Origin of the sequence: Pseudomonas putida S13.1.2, assembly GCF_000498395.2 — a bacterium.
Classification (GTDB): Bacteria; Pseudomonadota; Gammaproteobacteria; order Pseudomonadales; family Pseudomonadaceae; genus Aquipseudomonas; species Aquipseudomonas putida_Q.
Map to the genome: position 1 here is coordinate 303,696 of NZ_CP010979.1, position 21,858 is coordinate 325,553.

A 21,858-nucleotide genomic window follows, 5' to 3' on the forward strand; every position below is an offset into this window, starting at 1 on the left:
CATGCAACACAACACCCAACTGGAGATGGTCCAGCGTTTCGTCCAACTGCCCCTGGCCCAGCGCCGTCTGTTCCTTGAGAAGCTGGCTGCCAAGGGCATGAGCCTGGCACAATTTCCCCTCGGCCCGCTGCGCAGCGGCGAGGGGCCTTGGCCTGTGTCATACGCCCAGGAACGTCAGTGGTTCCTCTGGCAACTTGAGCCGCAGAGCACGGCCTATCACATGCCCACCGTGCTGCGCCTGAGCGGTGCCCTGGACGTGGACGCCCTGCAACGGGCACTGGACGCGCTGATCGTCCGTCACGAAGCGCTGCGCACGGTGTTCATCGAGACCGACGACGGCCTGCGCCAGCAGGTTTTGCCAGCCGCGTCGCTTCCTGTTCGGACCGAGGTGCTGTGCGGCGAACTCGATGCGGCCATCGAGGCTGAAGTGGCCCAGCCATTCGATCTGCGCCACGGCCCGCTTCTGCGCCTGGCGCTGCTGCAGGAAGGGCCCGAGCGCCATGTGCTGGTGCTGACCCTGCATCACATCGTCAGCGATGCCTGGTCGATGCAGCGGCTGGTGGCGGAGCTTGTGCAGTTGTATGCAGGGCAGGGTGAGCTGCCCGCGCTGCCGATCCAGTACGCCGATTACGCCCTGTGGCAGCGCAGCTGGATGGAAGCGGGCGAGCGTGATCGCCAGCTGGGCTACTGGCGTGAAGCCTTGAGTGGCGAGCAGCCGCTGCTGGAGCTGCCGTTCGACCGGGCGCGTCCGGCCCGGCAAAGCCACTGCGGCGAACGGGTCGAGCTGCACTTGCCTGCCGCCGCCGCGCAGGCCCTGCATACCTTGGCCAAAACGACCGCCAGCACGCCGTTCGTCATCCTGCTGGCCGCGTTCCAGGCCACGTTGCACCGGTACAGCGGTCAGGCCGATATCCGTGTCGGCGTGCCCATTGCCAACCGCACCCGCCTGGAAACTCAGGGTTTGATTGGTTTCTTCGTCAACACCCAGGTGTTGCGTGCCGAACTCGACGGTCAGCTGACCTTCAATGAAGTGCTCGACCAGGTCCGTGCGCGTACCCAGGCGGCCCAGGCCCATCAGGAGCTGCCATTCGAGCAACTGGTGGATGCCTTGCAGCCCGAGCGTAGCTTGAGCCACAGCCCGCTATTCCAAGTGATGTTCAACCACCAGTCGGGCGGTCGCAGCGGTCAAGGGCTGGCGGGCCTGCCGGGCTTGAGCGTGCAGAGCCTGGAGCGCACCACGCGCACTTCTCACTTCGACCTGGTGCTGGACACCTGGGACGGCGCCGAGGGCATTCATGCCGCCTTCACCTTCGCCACTGACCTGTTCGAGAGGGCTACCATCGAGCGCTTCAGCCAGCATTGGGCGCACCTGCTCGAGGCCGCCCTGGCCGATCCGGCGCAGCGCCTGTCCGAGCTGCCGCTGATGACCCCCAGTGACACAACCGCCCAGATCGCCCAATGGAACCGGGGCGCCGTGGCGCGGCCGTCGTCCCTGCTGGTGCATCAGCTGTTCGAAGCCCAGGCGCAGCAAGCGCCTGACGCTCCGGCGATCCTGTTCGGCGAGCAGGTGCTGAGTTATGCCGAGGTCAACCGCCGTGCCAACCGTTTGGCCCACGCGCTGATCTCCCGTGGGATCGGCGCTGAGTCGCGGGTAGCGATCCTGCTGCCGCGCAGTGCCGAGGTACTGGTGAGCTTCCTGGCGGTACACAAGGCCGGCGCCGCCTACGTGCCGCTGGACGTGGCCTACCCGCAGGACCGCTTGCAGTACATGGTCCAGGACAGCCGCGCCGCGCTGATCGTCACCGACCGCATCCGCATCGCTGAGCTGGCCCTGGACGAAACCCGCGCCCTGGCGCTGGACGATGTGGGGCGTGCTTCGTACGCCGAGACCAATCCGCAGTTGGCCATCTGTGAAGAGAGCCTGGCCTACGTGATCTATACCTCCGGCTCCACCGGCCTGCCCAAGGGCGTGGCGGTGCCGTTCGGGGCACTCTCGATGCATATCCAGGCGGCGGGTGCGCGTTACCAGACCAGCCCGGCCGATTGCATGCTGCACTTCATGTCCTTCGCGTTCGACGGCTCCCATGAAGGCTGGATGCACCCGCTGATCAACGGCGGCCGCGTGCTGGTGCGCGATGACGAAATCTGGTCACCGGAACACACCTACGAACAGATGAAGCGCCATGGTGTGACCATCGGCATCTTCCCGCCGGTTTACATCCAGCAACTGGCCGAGCATGCCGAGCATGACGGCCAGCCGCCCGCAGTGCGCATTTACTGCGCCGGTGGCGATGCGGTGTCCCAGGCCAGCTATGACCTGGTGCGCCGCGCCCTGCGCCCGGACTGGTTCATCAACGGTTATGGCCCGACCGAAACCGTGGTTACCCCCTTGCTGTGGAAAGCCGGCCACGACGAACCGTGCCCCGGTGCCTACGCCCCAATTGGCGATCTGGTCGGCAGCCGCAGCGCCTATGTGCTCGACGATCACCTGGCACTGCAACCGGTGGGCCTCTCGGGCGAGTTGTACCTGGGCGGGCAGGGTGTGGCGCGTGGCTACCTGGACCGGGCGGCATTGACCGCTGAGCGCTTCGTGCCCGACCCGTTCGGCGGCGGGGGCGGCCGTCTTTATCGCAGCGGCGATCTGACCCGTTACACCGCAGGTGGCGTGGTGGAGTATCAGGGCCGGGTTGACCATCAGGTGAAGGTGCGCGGCTTCCGCATCGAGCTGGGGGAAATCGAAGCGCGACTGCTGGAGCTCGACGCCGTCAGCGAGGCGGTGGTGGTGGCCCAGGACACAGGCAATGGCAAACGCCTTGTGGCGTATATGGTGGCGGTCGGCGAGGGGCAGGCACTGGTCGAAAGTGTGCGGGCACAACTGCGCCAGCAACTGCCCGAATACATGATCCCCGCGCACTTCGTGGTGCTCACGGCCATGCCACTGACGCCAAACGGCAAGCTCGACCGCAAGGCTTTGCCAGCGCCGGACCTGAGCGTGACCCCGCGCAGCTTCGTGGCGCCGGTCACAACCCTGGAGCAGCGCCTGGCTCAGATCTGGCAACAGGTGCTCAAGCTGGACCGGGTGGGGCTGTACGACAACTTCTTCGAGTTAGGTGGCGATTCGATCATTTCGCTGCAGATGGTCAGCCGTGCCCGTCGCGAAGGTATCGCCTTGGCGGCCAAGGACGTGTTCGAGCATCAGACCGTCCAGGGTCTGGCCAGTGTCGCCCGCGAAGTGGCCAGCACCGTTGCAGAGCAGGCGCCGGTCACTGGCGCAGCGCCCTTGACACCTATCCAGCAGGCCTTCTTCGAGCGGGCCGTGGCGCAACCTCATCACTGGAACCAGAGCCTGGTGCTCACCCCGCGCGAGGCGCTGCAACCTGAGCCCTTGGCCCGTGCACTGGCCACGCTCGTGGCCCATCACGATGCGCTGCGCCTGCGCTTTACCGAGCAGCAGGGCCAATGGCAGGCCGAATACGCCGGCATTGCCGATGCGCCGCTGCTCAGGACCTTCCAGGCGGCGGACGCTGACGCCTTCACGGCCTGCGCCGATGGTGTACAGCGCAGCCTCGACCTGGCTCACGGGCCGCTGTTGCAAGCAATGCTCGCCGACTGGGCTGACGGCTCCCAGCGCCTGCTATTGGTGATCCATCATCTGGCGGTCGATGGCGTGTCCTGGCGTGTGCTGCTCGAAGACCTTGAGCAAGCCTATGCCGCCGCGCTGCGCGGCGAGACTGCGGTGCTTGCGGCCAAGACCCATGCCTTCAAGGGCTGGGCCGAGCGCCTGCAAGCCCTGGCAGTGGCCAAGACGCCGGAGCTTGGGTTCTGGCAGCAGCAACTCAGCGGTGGGGAAGACCGCTTGCCTGGCCAGCGCGAGGGCACCGGCCTGCTGGGCAACAGCCGTAGCGTGCGTAGCCGCTTGAGCGAGGCCATGACCCGCAAGCTGCTGCAGCAGGCGCCTGCTGCCTATCGCACCCAGATCAACGACCTGCTGCTCAGCGCCCTGGCGCGGGTGCTGTGCGACTGGACCGGTCGCGACGAGGTACTGGTACGCCTGGAAGGCCATGGCCGTGAGGCGCTGTTCGAGGACGTCGACCTTTCCCGTACCGTGGGCTGGTTCACCGCATTGTACCCGGTGCGCCTCACTCCAGCCGCCGAGTACGGCGCCAGCATCAAGGCGATCAAGGAACAACTGCGGGCGGTACCCGACAAGGGCGTGGGTTACGGCCTGCTGCGCTACCTGGGCCAGCCCGATGCACGCAGCACCCTGGCTGCCTTGCCCGAGGGTGCGGTGCTGTTCAACTACCTGGGCCAGTTTGACCAGAGCTTCGATGCCGAACAGGGCTGGCTGCGCCCGGCCCGCGAGAGCGCCGGTGCCAGCCAGAGCCCGGAGGCGGCGCTTGATACGCCCCTGAGCATCAACGGCCAGGTGTATGGCGGGGTGCTGGAGCTGGGCTTCAGTTTCGACGACCAGGTGCTGGATACAGCCGCGGTCGAGGCCTTGGCCGAACGCTACACACAAGTGCTTGAAGCCATGATCGAGCATTGCTGCCAGGCCTCGGCCGGTGCGCTGACGCCGTCGGATGTACCGCTGGCGCACCTGGACCAGGCGAGGCTGGACGCGTTGCCTCTGGCGCCTTCGCTGGTCGAGGACATCTACCCGCTGGCGCCCCTGCAGCAAGGCATGCTGTTCCACGCCTTGTACGGCGCGGGCAATGGCGACTACGTCAACCAGATGCGTGTGGATGTGCAGGGCCTGGACGTCGCAGCCTTCCGCGCGGCCTGGCAAGCCGTGGTGCAGCAGCATGAAACCCTGCGAGCCAACTTCCTGGCGGATGCCGAGCCGCCGTTGCAGGTTATTCGCCGCACGGTCGAAGTACCGTGCCTCGAGCTGGACTGGCGCAACGTGCAGTGCACTGCCGAAACGCTCGCAGCCTGGGCCGCTGAAGACCGGCTGGCAGGCTTCGACCTGCTGCACGACCCGCTGCTGCGCCTGGCGCTGCTGCGCACGGGTGAAGACAGCCATCACCTGGTAATGACCAGCCATCACATCATGCTCGATGGCTGGAGCCTGTCGCAGATGCTTGCCGAAGTCCTGCAACGCTATGCCGGCCAGCCGGTGCACCGTGGGCCAGGACGGTATCGCGACTACATCGCCTGGCTGCAACGCCAGGACGTCAGCCGCAGCGAACAGTTCTGGCGCGGTCAGCTGGCGCCGGTGAACGAGCCGACTCGCCTGGCCCGTTGCGTGGGCACCGTTGCGGCCGTCGGTGGCTACGGTCAGCACGGCGTGGTGCTGGATGCTGCGCGCACGCGAGTGCTGGCCGACTTCGCCCGCCGTCAGCGCGTCACCCTCAACACCCTGGTGCAAGCGGCCTGGGCGCTGCTGCTGCAACGCTATACCGGCCAGGCCAGCGTTGCCTTTGGTGCCACCGTCGCCGGTCGCCCGGCCGAGCTGCCAGGCATCGAGCAGCAACTGGGGCTGTTCATCAATACCCTGCCGGTGATTGCCACCCCCGACGCGACTGCTTCGGTCGGCCAGTGGTTGAGCCAGTTGCAGGGCACCAACCTGGCCCTGCGCGAGCATGAGCACACGCCGCTGTACGATGTACAGCGCTGGGCCGGCTTTGCCGGTGAAGCGCTGTTTGACAGTGTGCTGGTGTTCGAAAACTACCCGGTGGCCGAGGCGTTACAGCAAGGGCCAATCACCGGCTTGCGCTTTGGCGAAGTGGCGAGCCAGGAGCAAACCCACTACCCGCTGACGCTGGTGGTGGGTGTGCATGATCAATTGTCCTTCCAGTTCAGCCATGCGTTGGGGCATTTCGATGCGCCGGCGATCGCACGCATTGCCGCGCATTTCGTGCGGTTGCTCGAAGCCTTGGCGCAAGATGCGGCCAACGCCGTCGGCAACCTGCCGATGTTCGCTGCGCACGAGCACACCGCGTTGCTGGCTGACTGGAACCCAGTGCTGGCCGACTACCCCAGCCAGGCCTGCCTGCACCAGTTGATCGAAGCCCAGGCCGCACGCCACCCGCACGCCACCGCCCTGGTGTTCGAAGGCCAGCACCTGAGCTACGGCGAACTCAACCGCCGCGCCAACCGTATCGCCCACCACCTGCGTCAGCTGGGCGTCGGGCCGGACGTGCTGGTGGGGCTGGCGGTAGAGCGCAGCCTGGAAATGGTCGTGGGCCTGGTGGCCATCCTCAAGGCCGGTGGCGCCTACCTGCCACTGGACCCGGACTCTCCCGGCGACCGCCTGGCCTACATCATCGACGACGCCGGCCTCACGTTGCTGCTGGCCCAGCAGCATTTGCGCGGGGTGTTGTCGGTTCCGCCGAATGTGCAGTGCCTGGCGCTGGAAACGGCAGGCGAGGGCTGCCCGGAGCACAACCCGGTCAACCTGACCACTGCGGCCAACCTGGCCTACGTGATCTACACCTCCGGCTCCACCGGCAAGCCCAAGGGAACGTTGCTGCCCCATCACAATGTGCTGCGCCTGTTCGAGGCTACGGCGCGGGACTTCGCCTTCGACGAAAGCGATGTGTGGACCCTGTTCCACTCCTATGCCTTCGATTTCTCGGTGTGGGAGATCTTCGGCGCGCTGCTGTACGGGGGCCGTCTGGTGATCGTGCCGCGTGCGGTGACCCGTTCGCCGGAGGACTTCCACAAGTTGCTCGCCGCCGAGCAGGTCACGGTGCTCAACCAGACCCCGTCGGCCTTCAAGCAGTTGATGCCGGTGGCCTGTGCATCGGACAAAGGCCTGGCCCTGCGCCATGTGGTGTTCGGGGGTGAAGCCCTGGAAATTGCCAGCCTGGCGCCGTGGTTCGAGCGCTTCGGCGACCAGGCGCCACGGCTGATCAACATGTACGGCATCACCGAAACCACGGTGCACGTGACCTTCCGCCCGGTGACCCTGGCGGACCTGGGCAGCCAGGCGGTCAGCCCGATCGGCCGGGCCATCGACGACTTGTCCTGGTACGTGCTCGATGGCGCGCTGAACCCGGTGGCACCGGGCTGCACCGGCGAGCTGCATGTGGGCCGCGCGGGCCTGGCCCGTGGTTACCTGGGCCGCCCGGCACTCACCGCCGAGCGCTTCATTCCCGACCCGTTCGCCGGTGACGGTGGCCGCCTGTACCGCACCGGCGACCTGGCCAATGCCGGCCTCGACGGGGCGGTGGAGTACATCGGGCGCATCGACCATCAGGTGAAAATTCGCGGCTTCCGCATCGAGTTGGGCGAGATCGCCGCGCAACTGCACCAGCACCCTTTGGTGCGCGAAGCCGCAGTGGTGGACGTCGACGGCCCGTTGGGCAAACAACTGGTCGGGTATCTGGTACCCAAGGACACCAGCGCGGATCCGCGCGAGGTGCTCAAGGCGCACCTGAAGACCGTACTGCCGGATTACATGGTGCCGGCGCACCTGGTGTTAGTGGTGCGCCTGCCGCTGACCACCAACGGCAAGCTCGACCGCAAGGCGTTGCCCGCGCCGGAAGTTGAACAGCAGGCGTACGTGGCGCCAGTCGGCGAGATCGAGCAGCAGGTCGCGGCGATCTGGGCCGATGTGTTGAAAGTCGAACAGGTCGGTCGCGACGACGATTTCTTCGAACTGGGCGGCCATTCGCTGCTCTCGCTCACGGTCATTTCCCGGCTGCAACTGCAGCTTGGCCTGACCGTAAAACCGGAATTGATCTTCCAGTTCCCCAAACTGGCTGAATTTGCCGAGGCCTTGAACGTTAGAGAGGAGGACAGTTTTGAAGAGAAGCTTCGTCGCTTGAGCTTCCTTGCCGAAGACCTGGAGTCGGTCGAATGAACAATGAGTTGGCAGTTGGCATCATCCGGCGCTTCATCAAGCTCCCGCTTGAGAAGCGCAGACAGTACTTGCAGCAGATGCTCGCCGAAGGCATTTCCCCGGCTAACCTGCCTATTCCCGAGCTGCGCTCGGGGGTGGAGCGGTTGCCGTTGTCCTTTGCCCAGCAGCGCCAGTGGTTCCTGTGGCAGATGGAGCCGCACAGCGCGGCGTACCACATCCCGACGGTGCTGCGCCTGCGCGGCGAGCTGGACCTGGCCGCGCTGGAAGCGGCCTTCGCGGCGCTGATCGCGCGCCACGAAACCCTGCGCACGACCTTTGTCCTGGACGGCGAAGCGCCGGTCCAGCGGGTGCATGAGCCACTGCCACTGCCCCTTGAGGTGTCGCCTCGGGTGGACGAAAGCGCCCTGCAGGCGACCATTGCCCAAGAGATTGCCCGGCCGTTCGACCTGGAACAGGGGCCGTTGTTGCGGGTGCGCCTGTTACAGCAGGCGGCGGATGAGCATGTGCTGGTGCTGACTTTGCATCACATCGTCACCGACGGTTGGTCGATGCCAGTGATGGTCGAGGAACTGGTGGGCCTGTATCAGGGCTATCGCCAAGGCCAGGCGCCGGCCTTGCCGCCTCTGAGCATCCAGTATGCCGACTACGCCATCTGGCAGCGGCGCTGGATGGAGGCGGGTGAGCAAGCGCGTCAACTGGGCTACTGGACCGGTAAGCTCGGCGGCGAGCAGCCTGTTCTCGAGTTGCCGCTTGATCGCCCGCGTCCAACCGTGCAGGACCTGGCGGGTGCACGTCTGGCGGTCGAACTGGACGACGGCCTGGTTGCTGGGCTGCGTGAACTGGCCCAGCGGGAAGGCGTGACCCTCTTCATGTTGTTGCTGGCGTCGTTCCAGGCTCTGCTGCAGCGCTATAGCGCGCAGGCTGATATTCGTGTCGGCGTGCCGGCTGCCAACCGCACTCGGGTCGAGACGGAGCGGTTGATCGGCTTCTTCGTCAACACCCAGGTGCTCAAGGCCGAGTTCGATGGCGAGCTGACCGTCAGTGGTCTGCTGGCCCAGGTCAAGGGCACTGCGCTCGAGGCTCAGGCCCATCAGGACTTGCCATTCGAGCAATTGGTCGAGGCGCTGTCCCCTGAGCGCAACCTGAGCATCACACCGCTGTTCCAGGCGATGTTCAACCACCAGGCTCAGGGGCGTGGCCAATCCGGCGCCGTTTCGGGGCTGGCGGTGGAACACTTCGGTTGGCAGGCGCCCACGGCCCAGTTCGACCTGACGCTGGAAACCTTCGAATCGCCCCAAGGATTGGCTGCTGCCTTCCAGTATGCTACGGCGCTGTTCGATGAGGCGACCATCGCCCGCATGGCTTGTCACTGGCGCAACCTGCTGGCATCGATGGTGGCCGATACCGGGCAGCGCGTGGTCGAACTGCCGATGCTGGAGCCTGACGAGCAGAAGCTGTTGCTCGATCAGTGGAACCACACGGCTGCCCAGTTCCCGGCCGAGCAGTGCATCCAGTCCTTGATCGAAACTCAGGTTGTGCGCACGCCGGACGGCGCGGCCCTGGCCTTTGGCGACCAGTCGCTGACCTACGCCGCCCTCAATGCCCGCGCCAACCAGCTGGCGCATCAACTGCGTGCCCTGGGCGTCGGCCCGGACGTGGTGGTCGGCATCGCCGCCGAGCGTAGCGTGGAAATGGTCGTCGGCTTGCTGGGCATCCTGAAAGCCGGTGGTGCCTACGTGCCGCTGGACCCGGAATACCCCCGCGACCGCCTGGCCTACATGATCGAGGACTCGGGCATTTCGCTGCTGCTCACCCAGGGCCATCTGCGTGAGCAGTTGCCGGTACCGGGCAGCGTCGAATGCCTGCTGCTCGAATCGGCCGGCCAAGGCTACCCGCAAGACAACCCGGTCAACCTGACCGAGCCTTCGAACCTGGCGTACGTGATCTACACCTCCGGCTCTACCGGGCGGCCGAAAGGTGCCGGCAACAGCCACCGCGCCCTGGTCAACCGCCTGCACTGGATGCAGAAGGCCTACGGCCTGGACGCCAGCGATACCGTGCTGCAGAAGACCCCGTTCAGCTTCGACGTGTCGGTGTGGGAGTTCTTCTGGCCGCTGCTGACTGGCGCACGCCTGGCGGTTGCGCAACCGGGTGCTCACCGTGATCCGCAGCTGCTGGTGCAGACGATCCAGCAGTACAAGGTCAGCACGCTGCACTTCGTGCCGTCGATGCTGCAGGCCTTCATGGCCAGCGCCGAGGCGGACACCTGTACTGGCCTGCGCCGGATCGTGTGCAGTGGCGAGGCGTTGCCCCACGAGCTGGCGCAGAGCGTGCTGGCGCGCCTGCCGCAGGCGGGCCTGTACAACCTGTACGGCCCGACCGAGGCGGCCATCGACGTCACCCACTGGACCTGCACGGTCAGCGACCGCAGCGTGCCGATCGGCCTGCCGATCGACAACCTCAAGACGCATATCCTCGGCCAGGGCCTGAACCCGGTGCCGGTGGGGGTGAACAGCGAGCTGTACCTGGGTGGCGTGGGCCTGGCCCGGGGTTACCAGGGGCGCCCGGCGCTGACCGCCGAACGCTTCGTGCCGGACCCGTTCGGCCAGGGCGAGCGCCTGTACCGCACTGGCGACCTGGCCCGCTACCGCGCCGATGGCGCGATCGAATATGCCGGTCGCCTGGACCACCAGGTGAAAATCCGCGGCTTGCGGATCGAGCTGGGCGAGATCGACGCGCGCACCCAGGAATACCCGGGTGTACGCGAGTCGGTGGTAATCGATGTGGACGGCCCGCTGGGCAAGCAACTGATCGGCTATGTGGTGCCGGTCACGCCAGGCGATGACCTGCGTGAAGGCCTGAAGGCACACCTGAAGGCCGGCCTGCCGGACTACATGGTGCCGGCGCAATGGGTGTTACTGGAGGCCATGCCGCTGAGCCCGAACGGCAAGCTGGAGCGCAAGGCGCTGCCCAAGCCGGATGTGCAGAACCGGGTTTACACTGCCCCGCAAACGGAGGTCGAGTGTCAACTGGCCGCGATCTGGGCCGATGTACTGAAAATCGATCAGGTGGGTCTGGACGATAACTTTTTCGAACTGGGAGGCGATTCGATCATCTCCATCCAGTTGGTCGCTCGAGCGCGTAACGCAGGCCTGGCGCTGAGCCCCAAGCAGATGTTCACCCATCAGACCGTACGTGCGTTAGCCGGTGTGGTTGGCCATGTGTCAGCCATTGCTGCCAGCGAGCAAGGCCTTGTGACCGCAGAGCAGGCCCTGACCCCGGTGCAGCGCTGGTTCTTCGAGCAGGACATCATCCAGCGCAGTCACTGGAACCAGGCGGTGCTGCTGCGTCCTCGCTCGGCCCTGCAAGGTGAAACAGTGAAGCGCGTAGCGGTAGCATTGCTTGATCAGCACGATGCCCTGCGGCTGCGGTTCTCTCGCGTCGGCAACGACTGGAAGGCAAGCTATACCGACCCTGCTGCCAGTGATCTGGTCTGGCAGCGTTCGGTGGAAAACGTGCAGGAGCTGGCGGCGTTGGCCGACCAGGCTCACGCGAGCCTGGACATCGAGTCCGGACCACTCATGCGTGTTGTACTGGCGGCACTGCCAACGGGTGAACAGCGTCTGCTGGTCGTCGTGCACCATTTGGTGATGGATGGCGTCTCCTGGCGCATCCTTCTGGAAGATCTCCAACAGGCTTACGAGCAGGCATCTTCGGGGCAACCGATTCGCTTGCCGGCCAAGACCACTTCGCTCCAGCGATGGGCCGAGCGTCTGGGCGAGCATGCCCGCAACGGTGCGCTCGCCCGCGAAATCGACTACTGGGGTGATGGGTTGGCCAACGCTTCGGCCAGTCTGCCTTGCGACAACCCAGACGGTAGGCGCACGTATGCAGAGGCGATCATCCGTAGCGCCAGCATCGGAAAAGCCGCTACCCAGGCACTGCTGCGCAAGGCTCCAAGCGCTTATCGTACCCAGATCAACGACCTGTTGCTCACGGCGTTGAGCCGGGTGCTGTGCCGTTGGACAGGCCAGGCCTCGGCACTGATCAAGCTCGAAGGACATGGTCGTGAGGACCTGTTCGAGGATGTCGACATCAGTCGCACGCTTGGCTGGTTCACCAGCATGTACCCAGTCATCCTGACGCCACAGGCCACACTGGCCGGCTCGATCAAGGCGGTCAAGGAGCAACTGCGCGCCGTGCCGGGCAAAGGCATCGGATACGCGATGCTGCGTTACATGGGCGATGAGACAGTCCGCGCCGCACTTGCGGCGCTGCCTGAGCCCTCGGTGGTGTTCAACTACCTCGGGCAGTTCGACCAGAGCTTCGATACTGAAAAGGGGCTGCTGGTACCGGCCAGCGAAGGCAGTGGCGTCAGCCAGGCCGCCGACACCCCCTTGGATGGCCTGCTCAGCATTTCCGGACGGGTGTATGGCGACGAGCTGGTTACCAGTTGGAGTTTCAGCCAGCAGGTGTTCGAGCCGCAGACCATCGACGCGCTGATCGAGGCGTTCAACGAAGAGCTGACGTTGATCGTCACGCATTGCTTGGAAGGCCAGAACGCGGCGTTGACGCCCAGTGATGTGCCGAGCGTAAAGCTCGACCAGGCCCGTCTTGACGCACTGCCGGTGGTTGCACGGGATATTGAAAGCGTGCTGGCCCTGTCGCCCTTGCAGCAAGGCATGCTGTTCCGCGACCTGTATCAGCAGGACCATGCCGACTACGTGCATCAGATGTCGGTTCAGGTCAACGGTCTGGATGTTGTGCGTTTCCAGCACGCCTGGCAGGCGGCGCTGGACCGCCATGACGCCCTCAGGGCTGTGTTCCTGGCTACGGACGATGTGCCTTTGCAGGTCATTCGCTCACGCTGCGAACTGCCTTTCGTCGTGCTGGACTGGCGTAACCGTGAAGCGCCCAAGCAAGCCATCGCTGCCTTCCTGGAAGCCGATCGGCACAGACCCTTTGACCTCGCCCGCGACGTTCTGCTGCGCCTGACGGTGATTCGTACCCGTGACGATGAATACACCATCGTCTACAGCAACCATCACATCATCCTGGACGGGTGGAGCAATGCCCGGCTGCTCGAGGAAGTATTGCAGCACTATCACGGCCTGACCGTCACTCAACCGGGCAGCCGATATGCAGACTATATCGGATGGCTGGTCGCCCAGGATGCGCAAGCGTGCCAGGCGTTCTGGCAGCAAGGCCAGGTGGCGCTCGATGAACCTGTCTTGTTGGCTGCCGTGGGCCAGGCTGAGCCAGGGCAGAGCGGCCATCGCGTTCGGGAGCAAGTGCTGGACCGTGAGTGGACCCAACGCCTGCACGCGTTTGCCCGGGAACAGCGCATCACGGGCAATACGCTGGTGCAAGCGTGCTGGGCTTTGCTGCTGCAGCGTTATACCCAGCAGGACACCGTCGTGTTCGGAGCGACGGTTGCGGGCCGCCCGGCACAATTGCCGGGTATCGAGCAGCAGTTAGGGCTGTTCATCAATACCTTGCCCGTGATCTGTGCCCCGACACCTGAGCAGTCGGTGGGGCAGTGGTTGCAGTCCGTCCAGGACCTGAACGTGCGCCTGCGCGATTTCGAACATGCGCCCCTGCATGATGTACAGCGCTGGCTCGGGTTCCAGGGCACAGCACTGTTCGACACCTTGCTGGTATTTGAAAACTATCCGATTTCCGAAGCGCTGGACCGCTCGGCCCAAGGTGGTCTGGCCTTTGGTGAACTGAATGCCTACGAGCAGACCCACTACCCGCTGAGCCTGTTCGTGGGGCTTGGAGATGAACTGTCGATCCGCTATGACTTCGATGCCGAGCACCTGGCCCCGGCATTCGTCGAGCAGGTAATGGTCGATATGCGCGGGTTGATCGAGCAATGCATCACATCATCGTCGATGCCTGTTGGCGCGTTGCAACTGACCAGTGTACGTACCGAGGCCTCGATGCCAGTCCCGGCCGAATGGGTACAGGCGTCAGCCAGTCCGCTATTGCCTCGGCTGTTCGAGGCTCAAGCGAGGAGCCAGCCGCAGGCCCAGGCGTTGGCTTACGCTGATGGGCATATGTCCTATGCCGAACTTGACCGCCAGGCCGATCAAATGGCGCATCGGCTCAGGCTTGCCGGCGCCGGCCCCGAGACGCTGGTGGGCGTCGCGCTCGAACGCGGCCCTGCGATGGTCGTCAGTTTGCTGGCGATCATGAAAGCTGGCGCGGCTTATGTGCCGCTGGACCCGGAATTCCCGGCCGAGCGGCTGAACTACATGATCGAAGACAGCGGGCTCGCGCTGCTGGTGATCGAGCCAGGCCATTGCGAAGGTTTGACGGTGCCCGCTGCCGTACGGTGTGTGTCCCCTGTCCTGGGCGCTGATGACGCCGAGGTCGTTCCACCGGTCGAAATCCTGCCTGATCACCTGGCCTATGTGATCTACACCTCTGGTTCCACCGGGCGCCCCAAAGGTGTCGAGGTGACCCACGGGGCGTTGGTCAATTTCCTGCAGAGCATGGGCCGCGAACCTGGGCTGGATGCGCCGGACCGGGTACTGGGGCTGACATCCCTGTCGTTTGATATTGCAGGCCTGGAGCTGTATCTGCCCTGGCTCGTCGGGGCGTGCACGGTGCTGCTCGCAACTGGCCAGAACAAGGATCCTCATGCCATCGCCCAGGTGATTGGCCAGCAGCAGGTATCAGTGGTCCAGGCTACGCCTTCCACCTGGCGCATGCTGCTGGAGGCGGGCGAGTCGGCCTGTCTGCAGGGCTTGAAACTGCTGTGCGGCGGCGAGGCGCTACCCCAGGACCTGGCTGCCACCCTTCGGCAGGTGGGTGGATCGCTCTGGAACCTCTATGGACCGACCGAAACGACGATCTGGTCGGCCGTGCAAGCTGTCACCGATGATGCGCCCGTGCAGTTGGGTGGGCCAGTCGCCAATACGTCCCTTCATGTGCTCGACGGCACTGCACAGCAAGTAGCCTGTGGCTGTGCCGGTGAGTTGTTCATCGGCGGGTTGGGGCTGGCTCGTGGCTATCATCAGCGTCCAGGGCTGACGGCCGAACGCTTTATCCCCGACCCGTATTCTACTCACGGCGGACGTCTGTACCGTACTGGCGATCTGGTTCGCCAAGTCAACCCTCGAACGCTGCAATACCAGAGCCGTCTGGATCACCAGGTGAAGATCCGCGGCCTGCGTATCGAGTTGGGCGAGATCGAAAGCTGCCTGCGCCAGCATGACCACGTCCAGGAAGCCGTGGTAATCGACCGCGACGGTCCGGCGGGCAAGTACCTGGTGGGTTATGTGGTGCCGGTTGCGGGCGCTGCTGATCTGCAGGATACCCTCAAGGCATACCTGCGGGCATCGTTGCCGGACTATATGGTGCCATCGTTCTTCGTACTGCTCGAAAGCATGCCGTTGACGCCTAACCGCAAGCTTGATCGCAAAGCCCTGCCAGAACCCGATACCTCTGCGAACCGCGAGGCGCGGCTCGAACCACGCACTACCTTACAGCGGCAACTGGCGGGCATCTGGGCTCAAGTACTCGACCTGCCTGCCGTGGGATTGAATGATGACTTCTTCAACCTTGGAGGCCACTCGCTGCTGGCAACCCGGGTAATCGGGCGTATCCGCCGTGAGCTTGGAATCGAAGTGGCGCTCAAGGCGTTGTTCGAGTCTCCCGATCTGGCAGGTTTTACACATCAGGTAGAGCAATGCCGCTCGGAGGCTGCCGCTTCGATCACACCTGTCGACCGCCAGGGGCAACTGCCTTTGTCGTATGCGCAGCAACGCCAGTGGTTCCTCTGGCAGCTCGATACTACCAGCGGGGCATACAACATACCTGTGACGCTACGCATCCACGGTCTAATTGACCTTGATGCCCTGCAGGCCGCATTTAATGCTCTGATCGCGCGACACGAACCGTTGCGTACGACATTCGTCCAGCTGGGCGGTGAACCTCATCAGGTCTTGCATGCCGATATGCCAGTGCAGTGGGCTGTCGAACACGGACCAGTCGACGATCTGCATGCCTGGACCGGACATGAAGCCTCGCGTCCATTCGATCTCGTCCAGGGCCCGCTGATGAGAGTGCGTCTGCTGCAACTGGCCGAGGACGATCATGTACTGGTGCTGACATTGCACCACATCGTTGCCGATGGTCAGTCGATGCCGGTGCTGGTGGATGAACTGGTGCAGTTCTACCAAGGTGCGGAGCTGCCACCGCTTGCCATCCAATACGCCGACTTTGCCGCCTGGCAGCGTCAGTGGATGGAAGCGGGCGAGCAGGAGCGCCAACTGGGTTATTGGAAGCGGCAATTGGGCGGCGAGCAGCCGGTGCTGGAGTTACCACTGGACCGCCCACGGCCAAGCATGCAAGACACTCGCGGTGCGGCCTGGCCAGTTGCGCTGGATGCTGGACTGAGCGGTTCGCTCAAAGCTCTGGCCCGAGCGCAGGGCGTAACCCTGGCGCAACTGCTGCTGGCCTCGTTCCAGTTGCTGCTGGCGCGTTATTCCGGCCAGTCCGACATCCGTGTCGGTATGCCGATCGCCAACCGCACCCGGCAGGAAACCGAGCGCCTGATCGGCTTCTTCGTTAACACCCAGGTGCTCAAAACCGAGTTCGATGGCGAACTGACCGTCAGCGGTTTGCTGGCCCAGGTCAAGCGTACGGCTGTCGAAGCCCAAGCTCATCAGGATTTGCCGTTCGAGCAACTGGTCGAGGCGCTTTCTCCGGCGCGTAACCTCGGGATCTCACCGCTGTTCCAGGCACTATTCAACCATCAGACCGAAGTGCGGGGTGAAGTTCGCGAATTGCCGGGCCTGCGTGTGGAAGGCATGGAGTGGGGGGGCGAATCGGCCAAATTCGACCTGAGTCTGAACACTTTCGATGGTGAGCAGGGTATTCATGCCGGCTTCACTTACGCCACGGCGCTGTTCGATGAGGCGACCATCGTCCGGATGGCCAGCCATTGGCGCAACCTTTTGGTGGCGATGGCCGCTGATGTCGGGCAGCGGGTTGCACAACTGCCGATGCTCAACGACGAAGAAGGATCAGGCTTGATTGCGCAATGGAACCCAGTGCTGGCCGACTACCCCAGCCAGGCCTGCCTGCACCAGTTGATCGAAGCCCAGGCCGCACGCCACCCGCACGCCACCGCCCTGGTGTTCGAAGGCCAGCACCTGAGCTACGGCGAACTCAACCGCCGCGCCAACCGTATCGCCCACCACCTGCGTCAGCTGGGCGTCGGGCCGGACGTGCTGGTGGGGCTGGCGGTAGAGCGCAGCCTGGAAATGGTCGTGGGCCTGGTGGCCATCCTCAAGGCCGGTGGCGCCTACCTGCCACTGGACCCGGACTCTCCCGGCGACCGCCTGGCCTACATCATCGACGACGCCGGCCTCACGTTGCTGCTGGCCCAGCAGCATTTGCGCGGGGTGTTGTCGGTTCCGCCGAATGTGCAGTGCCTGGCGCTGGAAACGGCAGGCGAGGGCTGCCCGGAGCACAACCCGGTCAACCTGACCACTGCGGCCAACCTGGCCTACGTGATCTACACCTCCGGCTCCACCGGCAAGCCCAAGGGAACGTTGCTGCCCCATCACAATGTGCTGCGCCTGTTCGAGGCTACGGCGCGGGACTTCGCCTTCGACGAAAGCGATGTGTGGACCCTGTTCCACTCCTATGCCTTCGATTTCTCGGTGTGGGAGATCTTCGGCGCGCTGCTGTACGGGGGCCGTCTGGTGATCGTGCCGCGTGCGGTGACCCGTTCGCCGGAGGACTTCCACAAGTTGCTCGCCGCCGAGCAGGTCACGGTGCTCAACCAGACCCCGTCGGCCTTCAAGCAGTTGATGCCGGTGGCCTGTGCATCGGACAAAGGCCTGGCCCTGCGCCATGTGGTGTTCGGGGGTGAAGCCCTGGAAATTGCCAGCCTGGCGCCGTGGTTCGAGCGCTTCGGCGACCAGGCGCCACGGCTGATCAACATGTACGGCATCACCGAAACCACGGTGCACGTGACCTTCCGCCCGGTGACCCTGGCGGACCTGGGCAGCCAGGCGGTCAGCCCGATCGGCCGGGCCATCGACGACTTGTCCTGGTACGTGCTCGATGGCGCGCTGAACCCGGTGGCACCGGGCTGCACCGGCGAGCTGCATGTGGGCCGCGCGGGCCTGGCCCGTGGTTACCTGGGCCGCCCGGCACTCACCGCCGAGCGCTTCATTCCCGACCCGTTCGCCGGTGACGGTGGCCGCCTGTACCGCACCGGCGACCTGGCCAATGCCGGCCTCGACGGCGCGGTGGAGTACATCGGGCGCATCGACCATCAGGTGAAAATTCGCGGCTTCCGCATCGAGTTGGGCGAGATCGCTGCGCAACTGCACCAGCACCCTTTGGTGCGCGAAGCCGCAGTGGTGGACGTCGACGGCCCGTTGGGCAAACAACTGGTCGGGTATCTGGTACCCAAGGACACCAGCGCGGATCCACGCGAGGTGCTCAAGGCGCACCTGAAGACCGTACTGCCGGACTATATGGTGCCGGCGCACCTGGTGTTAGTGGAGCGCCTGCCGCTGACCACCAACGGCAAGCTCGACCGCAAGGCGTTGCCCGCGCCGGAAGTTGAACAGCAGGCGTACGTGGCGCCAGTCGGCGAGATCGAGCAGCAGGTCGCGGCGATCTGGGCCGATGTGCTGAAAGTCGAACAGGTCGGTCGCGACGACAACTTCTTCAGCCTGGGCGGCCACTCGTTGCTGGCAACTCAGGTCATGGCTCGTGTCAGGAGCGAACTGCAGATCGATGCACCACTCCGAGCGCTGTTCGAAGCGGGTGGGTTGGCTGAATTTGCTGCAGTGGTCGAGCAAGGACATGCCGATACGGCGCCTGTGCTGACCCCGGTGGACCGAGCCACTTCGCTGGGATTGTCCTACGCTCAACAGCGGCAGTGGTTCCTCTGGCAACTGGAACCGGACGGTACGGCGTATAACATCCCTTCAGTACTGCATCTTAGAGGCGCTTTGGATCTGACCAGGCTGCGCGGAGCTTTTACCCGCCTGATCGACCGTCATGAGCCGTTGCGCACCACCTTCCGCCAGGAGGGTGACCGGGCTGTGCAGGTGATCCATGCTTCGTTGCCGTTTGAGGTGAAGGTCGATACTGCAACTGATGCGCGCCTGTGGGTCGAGGCCGAAGCCAAGCGGCCGTTCGATCTGTTGCAGGGACCGCTGCTGCGCGTGCGCCTGCTGCAACTGACCGAAGACGACCATGTGCTGGTGCTGACTTTGCACCATATCGTCGCCGATGGTCAGTCGATGCCGGTGCTGGTGGATGAACTGGTGCAGTTCTACCAAGGTGTTGAACTCCCACCGCTTGCCATCCAGTACGCTGACTTTGCCGCCTGGCAACGGCAGTGGATGGAAGCGGGTGAGAAGGCGCGCCAGTTGAGCTATTGGACGCAGCAACTGGGCGGTGAACAGCCGGTCCTGGAGCTGCCGCTGGACCGTCCAAGGCAGAGCATGCAGGACAATCGCGGTGCAGCCTTGCCGGTTGCACTGGAGGCTGACCTGAGCCGATCGCTCAAAGCATTGGCCCGAGCGCAGGGCGTGACCCTGGCGCAACTGCTGCTGGCCTCGTTCCAACTGCTGCTGGCACGTTATTCTGGCCAATCGGATATCCGCGTCGGCATGCCCATCGCCAATCGCACTCGCTTGGAAACCGAGCGACTGATTGGCTTTTTCGTCAACACCCAGGTGCTCAAAGCCGAGTTCGATGGCGAGCTGACCGTCAGCGGCCTGCTGGCCCAGGTCAAGCGTACAGCCATCGAAGCCCAGGCCCATCAGGACCTGCCGTTCGAACAACTGGTCGAGGCGCTGGCGCCTGCACGTAACCTTGGGATCTCGCCGCTGTTCCAAGCGATGTTCAACCATCAGACAGAGTTGCCCTCGCAGACCCCGCAACCCAAAGAACTCTCCGTGACGCCCTTTGATTGGACCGTTGGCTCCACGCATTTCGACCTGAGTCTGGATACTTTCGAAGGTGGGACAGGCCTGTCGGCCAGCTTCACCTACGCCACTGCGTTGTTCGATCCAGGCACGATCACCCGTTTCGCGCAGCACTGGTGTGCGCTCCTGCAGGCCATGGTCGCTGCACCTGAAGCGCGGGTGTTGGAGTTGCCCCTGCTTAGCGCGCATGAAATCGAGCAGGTGCTGCCCACACTGGACGCACGGGACACTATCGCCCTTGAGGTCAAGCCTGTACATCTGCGTATCGAAGAGCAGGCAGCGGCCCGTCCCGATGAGGTTGCGCTGATTTGTGAAGGGCACCATCTGACCTACTCCCAGCTCAACCGCCGGGCCAACCGTCTGGCGCACCAGTTGCGCCATGCCGGTGTCGGTCCCGAGGTTCTGGTGGGGCTTAGCGTCGAGCGCGGTCTGGACATGGTGGTCGGGTTGCTGGCCATTCTCAAAGCCGGTGGCGCGTATGTGCCGCTGGACCCGCAATACCCACGCGACCGCCTGGGGTACATGGTCGAAGACTCGGGGGTCGAACTGTTGCTGACCCAGCGCGCATTGCGTGAGCAACTGCAAATGCCTGCTCAGGTTCGTTGTCTTTACGTGGATGATGGTAGCGACGCCGGTTTTGCCGAGTCCAACCCGGCATCCCTGGCCAGCCCTGACAACCTCGCGTATGTGATGTACACCTCGGGCTCCACTGGGCGACCCAAGGGTGTGGCCATCAATCATCGTTCGCTGGCGACCCACACTCAGGTGACGGTCCGGTTCGCACGGCTGACGCCTGCCGATCGGTTCCTGCAGTTCGCCACCTTGAACTTCGATGGGTTTGTGGAACAGTTGTATCCGGCTCTGTCGATTGGCGCTTCGGTGGTGATTCGTGGGCCGGAAATCTGGGACAGCGAAACCTTCTACCGGCAGTTGATCGAACAGCGCATCACCCATTGCGACCTGACCACGGCCTACTGGTTCATGCTGGTCCAGGACTTCGCTGCGGTGGGAGCGCGGCCCTATGGTGAACTGCGTCAGGTGCACATCGGGGGTGAAGCGATGCCACCCGAAGGCATCGAGGCGTGGCGCCAGGCAGGCCTGGGGGATGTTGCGTTGATCAACACCTATGGCCCGACCGAGGCAACCGTGGTCGTCACGACGTTCGACTGTGGGCCTCTGGTGCACGCCAACGCCGCTCTGCCGGCCGCCGTACCCATTGGACAGACCTTGCCTGGCCGGGTGATTCGCGTGCTCGATGACCAAGGGCAGACAGCCCTGCCGCGGGCTCGTGGCGAACTGCTGATTGGAGGTCAACTGCTGGCCCGTGGCTACTTCCAGCGACCGGCTATGACCGCAGAGCGGTTCATCCCTGACCCGTTCTCCGTCGACGGTGCTCGGTTGTATCGCAGCGGAGACTTGGCCACCTACACGGTCGAGGGCCGACTCGATTACGCCGGCCGTCTTGATCATCAAGTGAAAATCCGTGGTCTGCGCATCGAGCTGGGTGAAATCGAGGCTCACATCCTGGCGGATGTCTCGGTCCGCGAGGCAGTGGTGCTGGCCGTCGAGGGCGCACTGGGCAAGCAACTGGTTGCCTACGTAGTACCGTCGGCCCTGGGGGATGATCCGCGTTTGGCGCTAAGAAGCACATTGCGCGCCAACCTGCCGGATTACATGGTGCCAGGGGCATGGATATTGATGGCTGCCTTGCCACTCAGCCCTAACGGGAAGCTCGACCGCCGCGCATTGCCGGCACCGGATTTCGCTCAGTCGCATATCGCCTATGTCGAACCGCGTACGGCGCTGGAGGTTGATCTGGCGCGGATCTGGAGTCAGGTATTGGAGGCCGAGCGCGTCGGCCTCGAAGATAACTTCTTCGAACTGGGCGGCCACTCGCTGCTCGCCACCCGCGTGGTTTCTACCTTGCGCACCGAACAAGGTCTGGATGTCCCCCTGCGCCTGCTCTTCGAGCACCCGACCCTGGGCGAGTTTGCCCAGGCCATCGAAACACAAGCCACGAGCCTGTCCGACGATGGCCTCGCAGAAATTGAACAGTTGATGAACGAATGGGCCGAGATATGA

At 64.3% G+C, this 21,858-nt stretch carries 2 protein-coding genes; both read left to right on the plus strand.

Going from position 1 to position 21,858, the window contains the following annotated elements:
* Position 1 precedes the first annotated feature (1 nt).
* Complete coding sequence (locus N805_RS01320) at positions 2–7,807, plus strand: non-ribosomal peptide synthetase (protein WP_052751900.1); 7,806 nt, start codon at positions 2–4, stop codon at positions 7,805–7,807.
* Positions 7,804–21,858 (plus strand): non-ribosomal peptide synthase/polyketide synthase, encoded by a 14,055-nt coding sequence (locus N805_RS01325; protein WP_046811289.1) that lies wholly within the window; start codon positions 7,804–7,806, stop codon positions 21,856–21,858. The genes N805_RS01320 and N805_RS01325 overlap by 4 nt, the downstream gene beginning before the upstream one ends.